Origin of the sequence: Lactobacillus pasteurii DSM 23907 = CRBIP 24.76, from assembly GCF_000297025.1 — a bacterium.
Lineage (GTDB): Bacteria > Bacillota > Bacilli > Lactobacillales > Lactobacillaceae > Lactobacillus > Lactobacillus pasteurii.
In genome coordinates, this window is the sequence record NZ_CAKD01000021.1 from 162,708 (window position 1) to 174,008 (window position 11,301).

The window sequence follows — 11,301 nt, forward strand, 5'->3', positions numbered from 1 at the left end:
ATATTTTAAACAAAGTAACATCATCAATATTCTATCAAAAAAGCCAGGAGATGAACCACCCCTGGCGCAATTTATTTTTCAAAATGATGTCCGGCTGCTGCCTTTGAAAGTCGATTCATATATGCAAGACTTGTTTGGCCTTCATCAAATCCTTGAACAAATATTTGTTTGATATTTGCCTTATCATCAAAATAGCGCAAGCCATTAAATAAATTATGATCTGCTTGAACCAAATTTTCGCCCAAGTTGAATTTGTTTTGCTCAGGCAAATCAATTTGCTTAAGAATTGATCCTAAAGCCATAACGCCAACTTGCTCAGTATATTCTACTTTTGCAAAATCATCTGGATCATCAACGATCACTACTGGAGCACTTGGTGCATAGTGGCGATATTTCATCCCTGGAGCCTTAGGTATATCTTTATCAGCTACCTTACCTGTATTGATTAAAACTTCTTCGCCCAAAGCTTCGCTTAATTGCTCAGGAGTAATTTCTCCCGGACGCAAAACAATTGGCGTTTCAACAGATAAATCAATAATTGTCGACTCTAGTCCCACACGAGTTGGACCACCATCAACAATTCCAGCAATCTTGCCCTTTAAATCGTGATATACATGCTGAGCAGTAGTTGGACTTGGCTTAGTCGAGGTATTGGCAGATGGACCGACAATTGGGAATTGTAATTTTGCAATCAAATCATGCGTCAATTGATCATCAGGGCATCTAAATGCTACGGTCTTCAATCCGCCTGTTACAGCTGTAGGCAAAGCTCCTTCTTTAGCAAAAAGCAAAATAGTCAATGGACCTGGCCAAAACTTTTCAATTAGCTTTTTTGCTCGCTGAGGTACTTCTTTGGCGTATTTTTCCATCATAGCTTCATCAGCTACCGTTACAATTAAAGGATTGTCGCTAGGTCTACCTTTAGCTGCGTAGACTCCTTTTACGGCTTTTTCATTAGTTGCAATTGCACCTAATCCATAGACAGTTTCAGTTGGAAAAGCTACTAATTCGCCTTTTGCAAGCAAATCAACCGCCTTATCGAGTTCAGACTTATCAAATATTTGCGTCTCCATTATTTTTGCCACCTTCCGTGAACCATTCTAGCATTGCCAGCCAAATCATCCTTGAACTTAATTTCAAAATCTGCTAGCTCTGTTGCAAATAATTCTGCTAGTGCCTCTTTTTGATTAAAGCCGAATTCTAAGAAAAATTCTCCGTGGCTATTCAAATGGTCACGAACCTGCTTAGCAAATTTGCGATAAAACTCTAAGCCATCTTTTCCGCCATAAAGAGCTTCTTCAGGCTCATTGCGAATTACATTCTTATCCATCAAATTCTTATCAGCAGGATCAATGTATGGTGGATTAGAAATGATCTTGTCAAATTTAGTCAAACCAATCAAAACATTAGCCTTACGAACAAGTGCATCAATTTCGTAAGTTAGCAAGTTTTCTTCTGCTATTCTCAAAGCGTTGTCAGAAACGTCAGAAATAGTCAAATTAAGCTCAAGACCACGTTTTTGGGCTTCTTTAGCTAAGGCAACAGTTATGCAGCCTGATCCTGTACCTAAGTCCAAAACTCGATCCTTATCCTTTAAACTAGTTAAAGCCCACTCTACTAACTCTTCAGTTTCAAATCTTGGAATTAGTACGCCCTTCTTGACCATGATCTTATAACCTAAAAACCAGGCATAGCCCAAGATATATTGTGGAGAATCACCTTTGACAAGCTTAGCAATATCTTTATTTGCCTGCTTTACTTGTTCATCAGTCAAGGTCATGTCTTGCTTAAGTTCAAACTCGCTAGGAGTCAAATCCAGTCTTTCTGCTAGAACATAATCAATATCTTCTTTAGCAATATCATCTGCTTGCTTATATGACCAAGCTCGAACTTCTTTTAATGTTTTAGGCATTATCAGCCAACTCCTCTAATTGCTTAGTTTGATTGTATAGAATGAGCGCATCAATGATTTCGTTCAATTCACCATTCATGATACGGTCAAGTTTATTCAAAGTTAAGCCAATTCTGTGGTCAGTTACACGGTTTTGAGGGTAGTTGTAAGTTCTAATTCTTTCTGATCTATCACCAGTACCTACAGCACTCTTTCTTTCGGCATCGTATTGATCACGGTTTTGACTTTCATAAAAATCATAAACACGAGACTTCAAAATTTGCATAGCCTTTTCACGGTTTTGTTGTTGACTACGTTGATCTTGCATAGCAACCACAATTCCAGTTGGAAGGTGAGTCATTCTAACAGCACTTGAAGTCTTGTTGATGTGCTGACCACCGGCACCTGAAGCGCGGTAAACATCGACACGAATATCCTTTGGATCTAATTCAATGTCAACTTGTTCATATTCAGGCATTACCGCAACAGTTGCAGTTGAAGTATGAACACGACCTTGAGATTCAGTTACTGGGATTCTTTGAACTCTGTGAGCTCCATTTTCATACTTAAGCTTTGAATAAACCTTGTCACCCGTAATCATTACGGCAACGCGCTTGTATCCACCTACTTCAGTTTCTTCTGAGTCAACTAAAGAAATCTTCCAGCCTTGTTGTTCTGCATACTTTTCATACATACGCAAAAGATCGCCAGCAAATAATGAAGCTTCATCTCCTCCGGCAGCACCACGGATTTCCATGATGATGTCTTTATCATCATTAGGGTCCTTTGGCAACATCAAGATCTTGATTTGATCTTCTAATTCAGCAACTTCTTTTTCAAGTTCGCTGTTTTCTTCCTTAGCCATTTCAACTAAATCGGCATCAGTTTCAGTAGAAATAATTTCGTTGTTGTCTTTAATGTCTTGTTGATCTGACTTGTATTGCTTGTACTTTTGGACAACTTCTCGAAGATCTGCTTCTTCTTTAGAAATTTCCATATAACGACTAGTATCACTAATAACTTCTGGGTCGGCCATCATTTCTTGAAGCTCTTCATAATGAGCAACCAAGCCTTCTAAGCGCGCCATAACTTTGTCCATCTATATAATTCTCCTTTTAAAAAACTAATTTTGTTTTGTGGGATTGAAATAATGAAAACGACACACTGGATAATAGCTTTCATCTCCACCAATTTGAACTTGTTCACCCTCATAAACTGGCTTGCCATTATTAATGCGTAAGTTCATTGTAGCCTTTCGACCACAATAATGACAAATAGTCTTCATCTCTTCAATTTTATCGGCATAGATTAAAAGATTCTCGCTACCCTCGAATAGATGATTTTGAAAATCGTTCTTTAATCCAAAGGTCATAACAGGGATTTTTAGTTCATCCACAATTTTAGCGCATTCCAATACATGATGCTTTTGTAAAAATTGTGCCTCATCAATTAAAACACAAGCCAAGGTACCATTACCAGAAGCAACATCTTGAGAATTCTTTTCTTTAACATAATCGAAAATATTCATCTCGCTGCTAACAGGTACTGCTTCACGTTGAATGCCAATTCTAGAAGCAATCGTCCCTACGCCATTCCGATTATCGACACCACTTGTCAACAAGACAATCTTACGATGTTGGGCCTCATAGTTGTGTGCTACCTTCAAAATTTCAATTGTCTTGCCACTACTCATTGCACCATAGCGAAAAAATAATTGCGCCATTTGAACTATTCTCTCCTTTATAAAAATATCCGTTTAATAGTATAAAGTAATTTTGCTTTTTATGCATTTAAACCTGTGAGAAAAACACTACTTTTGTACTTATGGATGTGCTATAGTAAAATTTGATTTAAAGTGAGGTATCAAAATGAGTTTAAATTCAACACTTGCGAAGGTTGCAGGAAAGACATCCTATTGGTTTCTGCACAATGTCTTAAAAGGGGGAACGAGTTTTCCTGGAAAGCTTGCCATGAAAATTGATCCCCAAGTTCTTAATACTCTTGCTAAGGACTATGAAACTATCATAGTAACTGGAACTAACGGCAAGACTATGACAACTGCTTTAATCGTTAGCGCCTTGAAGAAAAAATACGGTGACATCCTGACCAACCCTTCTGGTTCTAACATGCAACAAGGTATCGTAACGGCATTTTTGACACATAAACATAAACATGCCAAAAGAAAAATTGCCGTACTTGAAGTAGATGAAGCCAACGTAAAGATGGTTACGCAATTATTGCATCCTAAGACTTTCGTCTTGACTAATATTTTCCGTGATCAAATGGATCGATACGGGGAAATATATACTACTTACGAAAAAATCGTTAACGGCATCAAATTAGAACCTTCGGCTAAAATCATTGCCAATGGTGATGCCAGCATTTTTTCTTCAGTCGAATTGCCAAATCCAAAAGTTTTCTTTGGATTTAAATTGCCATCAGATCAACCAGATATCGACTTGAAAGCCTCAGTAAACACTGATGGCGTTTTATGTCCGGTTTGTGATCATATTTTGCACTATCACAGCATTATTTATGCTAACCTAGGCAACTTCTTCTGCCCTAATTGTGGCTACAAGCATCCGGAATTATCATATACGGTCAACCAAATTATTGAACGTACTCCAAATAGCTTGAAATTCAAAATGGGACAACGTGAATATGGCATCAACATTGGTGGTACTTACAACATCTACAATGCCCTAGCTGCCTACTCGGTAGCTAGAGAATACGGTTTAAGCGATGATGAAGTTGCTGAAGCTTTTGCTGAAAACAAGCGAATCTTTGGTCGACAAGAATTGATCAGCTATGCCGGAAAAGAAATAGATTTAATTTTAGTAAAGAATCCAGTTGGTTTGGACGAAGTTTTGCATATGCTTAATACCGAAAAAGACGATTATTCACTGATCACGCTTTTAAATGCTAACCACGCTGATGGTATTGATACTTCTTGGATTTGGGATGCCGATTACGAAGGTCTGGACAAAGATAAGATCAAGAAAGTCATCGTTGGTGGTCAACGCTGGCATGATATGGGATTTAGACTGGAAATAGCCGGATTTGAACCTGGCGATATGTTAACTAATCCTGATGATGACAGTTTGATTGAAGAAATTAAGAATTTGCCAACTAAGAAAGTTTATATTTTGTCAACCTACACTGCTATGCTTGCTTTAAGAAAGAAAATGGCAGAGAAAAAGATTATTAAGGGTGGCATGTAAAAAAGGACAGCTCGTAAGAGCTGCCCTTTTTATGTTTGCTAAATATCTAATATTAGCCCACTCGCTTAAAATTAGCTATACCAATTTCACGAATTTTGAACCGTTCAGCAAATTCAAAAAAGAATACACCGAATGTATACACCTAAAAACAAATTTTCAGCTAATTCCACGTAATCGCAAAAAACAAAAATGCCGTAATGTCGGGCTTTTAAGCTATCCCGCATTACGGCAAATTACTATAATTGGGATATTGGGAATCATACCAAGCCCCCTTAAATCGTTGTTATATCAAGGTTTAAAGAGTTAAATTAAAAATTTGGTCCCCGAATTTGGACCCCTTGACCCTAAAAACCCACATATTCAGCAAACTTTTCAGCTGTTTCACCCTTTTTGTCTTTTGTAACGTGGGTATAAATATTTAAAGTTGTTGCGGTGTCTGCGTGTCCTAGCCGTTCGCTAACTTCTTTTATTGTCCTACCAGCTTCAAAAAGTAATGAAGCGTGCGTATGCCTGAACCCGTGTATTTTAATTCTTCTAAGATTGTAAGCCTTACATATTGCACGGTTCCATTGGTCGGGCTTTGAAACTTGTGTAATACCATTGTTAGTATTAGCAAAAATAAAATTATTCTTGCTTAAAAAATTATATCCCAGCTGTAACATTTGTTTTTGCTGAATAGTCCGCCACTCTTTCAAGTAGTTCATTGTCTGCGTGTCCATGTCTATTAGTCTAATACTGCTTGCTGTTTTACCGTCTGATAAGTAAAGTCGGTTCTTTTCGCCAGTAGTAACCGACTTAGTAATATTGATAGTATTACTTTTAAAACTAATATCTGACCATTTGAGGGCTAGGCACTCACCTTTTCGCATCCCAGAAAATGCCAAAAGCCTAAAAAATACAAAGTATTTAAAATTATAGCTCTTAGCACATTCTAGAAACTTCTTTAATTCATCCTTTGAGTAAAAGTCATGAAAAGAATTTATGTTTTTAGGCGTTTTAGGTCTAACAACTTTACTCATTGGATTTTTTTCGATTACTTCTATATCTATTCCATAATTTAGCACATTGGATGCATACCGCAAAAAACGCTTATAAGTTCTAGGAGCTTCAATAAACCATTCATTAACTGCTTGTTGACACTTTAAAACGGTTAACTTATCAAGAAACACATTGCCCAGCTGTTTTAAAATGTGATCGTTGAAATATCTAACAGTTGTTACGTATGTGCTCTCTTTTACCGTGTTCTTATAGTTTTTAAGCCACATTGCGTAAAGGTCTTTGAATTGCATATTTTTGCTTCTTACTGGTTCATATTCACCCTTTACCACTTGCAATTTTAAGGCTAATAAACTTTCAAGCGCTTCTTGCTCTGTCAAAAAGCCAGTTTTTTTAATTCTAATAGACTCCCCCGTCTTATCATCTTTACCAACGTAAAGACGAAACATAAAACGTTGTTTTCCTTTACCTGTCTTATAAGGAACTATTTTTGTTTCATCTTTCATAATTAAAAGCCCTTCTAATAGCCCACACACCTTAAAATGGCTAGAAAAAACTTTTTACTATGAGGGATGCATTACTAATCTAAATACTTTTCAACCTTTTCAGCGTCAATATTTGGGTTATCTGGTAGCCCTTCAAGTGATTTAGAAAAGCTATTAATGGTATCAACTAACTTATTATTGAACTCCAAAACCTGCTTCTTAGTTCCATAAGTTGTAATTAAATCTGCTACATTCAAACATTGCTTAATATCTGGTTTAACTTCTGTGTTAAATCGCATATTAATTAGGGATGCATTACTATTTTTTTCAATTTCCTTACTAATCTTAATCATGAATTCAAATGTAAGCTTATAACGGCTAATAGTATCAAAATCAATTGTAAAATTTTCAGGGTGTTCGACCCCGAAAGCCTTTTTATAATTAGCATCAAAGATAAAACCAAAATATTTAAGCCAGTAATCTTTTACGCTGTCTGTTAATTCTTCTAATTGCTCAGCTGTAAATAATTGTTCTGGTTTAATTGCATTGATAAAGTCTAAATAATAAATGATTTTAGGTCTTAGCATTGAATTCTTATCCAAGTAGGAATTATTAAACACAGTTAGTAATTCTTTTTTGCTGTATGTGTTACCTTTTAAATAATCTATACTAGAATCAAGTATTTTAGATAATTTGGAATAAGAATTTTCATTTGGTTCCCGTTTGTCGTTCTCATATAAGCTTATAGCTTGTTGAGTTGTCCCTATTAACTCAGCGAGCTTTTTTTGGCTTATTTTTTTTGCTTTTCTAGCTTCTTTTATTCTATTCATGTTTTCACCACCTTTATTAAAAATATCGTATCATAGTTTCTAGCAAAAAGTTACACCTTTGCTGTTGTTTTTGCTGAAAATGTGTTCTATAATGTAAAAAACATCTAACGGAGGTGTAAAAAATGAAACTTAGCAATAAACAAGCAATTGCATTAAGACGTTTACGAGGTGAAAAGAATTTAACTATAACCGAATTAGCAAAAGAACTAGGCGTTAATGTCTATACTGCTAAAAAGGCGCTTGTAACTGATAATGCTAACTTTAACCCGACAACGGTTAATAAAATTACTAATTGGATTATTGACCAATACACACCAATTACAGTAAGCGAGGTGAAATAAATGAAGGCAGAACACAAGGAACAAAAAGAAAAAATTCAAATGGAATTTGATTTTCTAGCTCCTACCCCTATCAGTTTTAGGGATGAAATAACAAAGCTCACTAAATCAGAAAAGGCGCTTTATAAAATCATCCCTACGGGAAAAAAGAACGCTGTAAATACTAAGCAATTAGCAAAAACAATAGGCGTTGAATATAGGCGCATAACTGCGCTAATTCAACAAATAAGGCGCAAAAATATTGCTATTTGTTCAAGTCAAGAACCTAATTACAGTGGTATTTATAAGCCGGCTAATATTGTAGAGTTTGCGGAGTTCTTTAATCGTTACCAACGGGCAAACCGTGAGAGAAACAAAACGGAGACCGCTCTTAAATATTCCGAATATGGAATTAAACTTTTAACGTGTGGAACGACAAAAAAGCCACCTGATAAAAGCAATTGAATTGCTACAAGCACTAAAAAAGCCCGTTACACGGCTAATGTAACGAGCTTTAAACAATAATATTTATAAATTTTTTACAGTTACGATTATAGCCCACACACCTTAAAATGGCTATCAGAAAAAAGGACTTTTAACAATGGTAGAAAAGACAGAAAAGGAATTTATTATTTTCGATAAGTACGGAAATGTGCATTATACAAGCAATTTAAAAATTAAGAAAAGCGTTTCAAAGCCTTTAAACTCTTATATTTTGAAGTGTGATGCATCCCTATTCTTGGATTTAACGGAGGTGTTTTGTCTCTTTGTTCATGATTTAGATTTACATAAGTTTTATTCATGGTATGAGATAGATAATTCATTTGTCGAATCAGAGGACGGAACAAGTTTTTATAGAATGGCAAACATAGCTGTTAAACGCTATATAAAACATGAAGGATTGAAGGAGCTTAAATAATGCTATTTCAACTAGACAAAAACGAAGAAACAGAATTAAAAAAGTACGTTCTAACAATTGTAAAAGATGCTATTAAAAGCGGTATTGAAAACAATAAACCTTATCTAACTAGAAAAGAGGTAGCAAAGTTTTTGGGCGTTGCTGAATCAACTGTTACAAATTGGGTATCATTAGGGATGCCAGTTGCAATTATTGACGGGCGCAAACTTTACGGCAAACAAAGCATTTTAGAATGGCTTAAAAGTCATGAAGTAAGTTCTAAGCAATAGAAAAGCATCCCTAAAAGGGATGCTTATTTGTTTACGAACATGTGCAAGTTTATTAAAAGTATTCAAGTATAGGATAGTTCAAAAAATGGAAAAAAACAAGTTTATTATTTCCAGCTGGAATAGTAACAACCCAGTTAAAGGGTCAAAATTTGACCCCCACCAAAAAAGCCTTGAAGAAATTTGCTATATTTCCATTGATTGGATCACAATAACAGGGCTATTTTTAAAAAGCTCAGCAAAACAGGAATTAACTTCTATTGGTTGGGTTATTGCTAAGTCAGTAAATAGAGAGGTATTTAATTTAGAGTTGCAAGAAAAGAAAATCAATCATATTACTAACAAAGTCGATATAAATGTAAAAGCACGCATACAACCTAATGAGTATAGAGACACTTGGAGTCTAAGAACGTCTAATCATATCACTAAATCAGATAAAGAAAAGATTTTAAAAGCTGTCTCCTACTTCATAAAGCCTAAAATTACTAGAATCGATTTAGCATTTGACTTCATTAATTTCAATGATGCAGGGATGCATTATAGATTTTATAAGACAGGCACGAAGACAACAACAATAACTAATACCAGTGGTAAGGTTGAAACTATTTATTGCGGGTCGTCTAAATCTAATAGACAATACAGGTATTACAACAAATTGAGAGAACGCACGAACAATAAAGCGGAGGACATACCAAAAAGCTATTACAGTTGGGAACGGCTAGAATTAACCACCAAAAACAGGGATTTAGACCATGAAGTAAAAAGAATGTTAACATGTTTCAAGCGTCCTAAATATGCTAGCAATAATTTAAAAGGTACTGCGAAAATAGCATTTATAGGATTGTCGGAGCATCCCGAACTAATAAGCGTGCTATCTAAGAACACAAAGAAAAAATACAAGGAATATTTAGAAAAGTATCAAGGATATGATGCCAATTATTCCGAACTAGCTTTAAAGGTATTCAATGCAAACAAAACAGAGATAGTAAAAGAGATTGAATCATTTATCAAGGAATAGAAATGTTTTTTAAGTAGGGTCAAATATTTGAGCGTTTAACTGTCCCCACCAAAAGTATTTATTATGATAATAATAAATACAGAGATATAAACGGTCGGGCAAAAATAAAAAGCGTTTTTTCGCATCATGGCTGTAATTTATTGTTGGAGGGTCGGGCACTGGTTAACCCTATCAACTAATACAAATGGCTTTATATCAAGCTTTATTTAAAGCGACTAGGAATTATAATTCACTACCCACACGAAATACAGTTCATGGGATGCAATAATATTAGGGATATGAGGGCTAAAAGCCCTTTTTGTTTTACTTCAAGTTAAAAAACCAATCGAAGAAAATCGAATATAGGCGAAAATGCTATAATACAGGCGTTTTTTAAAGCTTGTAATAGTTATGTGCTTACAAATTGAACACATTAAAAAAGAAAATGTTTGCTTTATCCGGACAAATTGGACACATTAAAAAGAAAATACTTGCTTTATCCGGACAAATTGGACACCCTAAAAAAGAAAATGTTTGCTTTATCCGGACAAATTGGACACATTAAAAAGAAAATACTTGCTTTATCCGGACAAATTGGACACCCTAAAAAAGAAAATGTAAAGATATATGCTAATTTTCTTCTAAAAGGTCTGGTAACTCTGACACATTCCGTTTAATCCGCCAGTAATTCAAACGTTCAGCAAATTCAATGCATCCCTGATTTAATTGTTGTCTTAGCTTGTAATTTGAAAAGCTTAATTTAATTGCTGTTTGTTCCTGCGTCAATTGCTGAATGTACAAACTATATAAAATAGTCTTTCTTTTCTGATATTCAAAGTCGGAACAATCGTACAAGGCTAAAAGAATTGTAATTGCTATATATTGGGCTCTGTCTGCCTTATCGAGCGTGTTTATTACGTTTTCTTCTAACCCGTTTACATTGCTTGTATTGGTAGCTATTGCATCAAAATTAGCGCTTTTAAGCGTTGTCGGACGTATTCCGCCTAATTGGATATAATGCCAAAAGTCCCCCGTTAAAAATGATTTTACATTTGAAATAGTATTCTTTTCGTTTACTGTCATGATAATTATTCCCCCCTGCTAACATTATACAGGACGCAAAAAAGCACCCCTGTTAGGGATGCTTTAAGGTAGTACAATAAAATGTACTAAGTAAAGTAAAATGCTTTATCTAACCATTTTAAGGCGCTTTAAGGCTATAATAAATAATACAGTATACCAATTTTATAAAATTATTGATAACTAACAAATTTAAAAATTTGGTCCCCGAATTTGGACCCCTAAAAACAAATTTTCAGCTAATTCCACGTAATCGCAAAAAACAAAAATGCCGTAATGTCGGGCTTTTAAGCTATCCC

13 protein-coding genes are annotated in these 11,301 nt (G+C 35.1%); 6 read left to right on the plus strand and 7 right to left on the minus strand.

The annotated features are described in order from the left end of the window. Positions 1–71: 71 nt before the first annotated feature. Genes BN53_RS05875 through BN53_RS05890 form a run of 4 tightly spaced genes read right to left on the minus strand, consistent with a single transcriptional unit; the run spans position 72 to position 3,614 of the window. The gene (locus BN53_RS05875; protein ID WP_009560015.1) at positions 72–1,073 is read right to left on the minus strand and encodes an L-threonylcarbamoyladenylate synthase; all 1,002 of its coding nucleotides are present in this window, start codon (positions 1,071–1,073) and stop codon (positions 72–74) included. Beyond that, complete coding sequence (gene prmC / locus BN53_RS05880) at positions 1,073–1,912, minus strand: peptide chain release factor N(5)-glutamine methyltransferase (protein WP_009560016.1); 840 nt, start codon at positions 1,910–1,912, stop codon at positions 1,073–1,075. The genes BN53_RS05875 and prmC overlap by 1 nt, the downstream gene beginning before the upstream one ends. Next, positions 1,905–2,990 carry a peptide chain release factor 1 gene (gene prfA / locus BN53_RS05885; protein ID WP_009560017.1) on the minus strand — a complete coding sequence of 362 codons (1,086 nt, stop codon included), beginning with the start codon at positions 2,988–2,990 and terminating at the stop codon, positions 1,905–1,907. Before prfA ends, prmC begins: the two co-directional genes overlap by 8 nt. 24 nt (positions 2,991–3,014) lie before the next feature. Next, complete coding sequence (locus tag BN53_RS05890) at positions 3,015–3,614, minus strand: thymidine kinase (protein WP_009560018.1); 600 nt, start codon at positions 3,612–3,614, stop codon at positions 3,015–3,017. A 145-nt stretch (positions 3,615–3,759) separates the two neighbouring features. Here BN53_RS05890 and BN53_RS05895 point away from each other — a divergent pair, with 145 nt between their 5' ends. Then, entirely contained in the window at positions 3,760–5,112 is a 1,353-nt protein-coding gene (locus BN53_RS05895; RefSeq protein ID WP_009560019.1) for a Mur ligase family protein, read from the plus strand. A gap of 344 nt (positions 5,113–5,456) precedes the next feature. Here BN53_RS05895 and BN53_RS05905 read toward each other — a convergent pair whose 3' ends face one another. Next, complete coding sequence (locus tag BN53_RS05905) at positions 5,457–6,614, minus strand: tyrosine-type recombinase/integrase (protein ID WP_009560020.1); 1,158 nt, start codon at positions 6,612–6,614, stop codon at positions 5,457–5,459. A gap of 74 nt (positions 6,615–6,688) precedes the next feature. Beyond that, on the minus strand, positions 6,689–7,423 hold the full coding sequence (locus tag BN53_RS09275; protein ID WP_009560021.1) for a helix-turn-helix domain-containing protein: 735 nt from the start codon (positions 7,421–7,423) through the stop codon (positions 6,689–6,691). A gap of 122 nt (positions 7,424–7,545) precedes the next feature. On the opposite strand from BN53_RS09275, the gene BN53_RS05915 reads away from it, so the two are divergent. From BN53_RS05915 to BN53_RS05935, 5 genes are all read left to right on the plus strand, one after another. After that, a complete protein-coding gene (locus BN53_RS05915) occupies positions 7,546–7,764 on the plus strand; it encodes a GntR family transcriptional regulator (protein WP_009560022.1) in 219 nt (72 codons plus the stop codon). Beyond that, complete coding sequence (locus tag BN53_RS05920; protein WP_009560023.1) at positions 7,765–8,205, plus strand: hypothetical protein; 441 nt, start codon at positions 7,765–7,767, stop codon at positions 8,203–8,205. Between the two features lie 136 nt (positions 8,206–8,341). Next, complete coding sequence (locus tag BN53_RS05925; RefSeq protein WP_009560024.1) at positions 8,342–8,659, plus strand: hypothetical protein; 318 nt, start codon at positions 8,342–8,344, stop codon at positions 8,657–8,659. Beyond that, complete coding sequence (locus BN53_RS05930) at positions 8,659–8,928, plus strand: helix-turn-helix transcriptional regulator (RefSeq protein ID WP_009560025.1); 270 nt, start codon at positions 8,659–8,661, stop codon at positions 8,926–8,928. Before BN53_RS05925 ends, BN53_RS05930 begins: the two co-directional genes overlap by 1 nt. 85 nt (positions 8,929–9,013) lie before the next feature. Beyond that, positions 9,014–9,943, plus strand: a complete 930-nt coding sequence (locus tag BN53_RS05935; RefSeq protein WP_009560026.1) for a replication initiation protein — start codon at positions 9,014–9,016, stop codon at positions 9,941–9,943. 609 nt (positions 9,944–10,552) lie between these two features. Here the strand turns inward: BN53_RS05935 and BN53_RS05940 are convergent. Further along, positions 10,553–11,005 (minus strand): hypothetical protein, encoded by a 453-nt coding sequence (locus tag BN53_RS05940; protein WP_009560027.1) that lies wholly within the window; start codon positions 11,003–11,005, stop codon positions 10,553–10,555. Positions 11,006–11,301 lie beyond the last annotated feature (296 nt).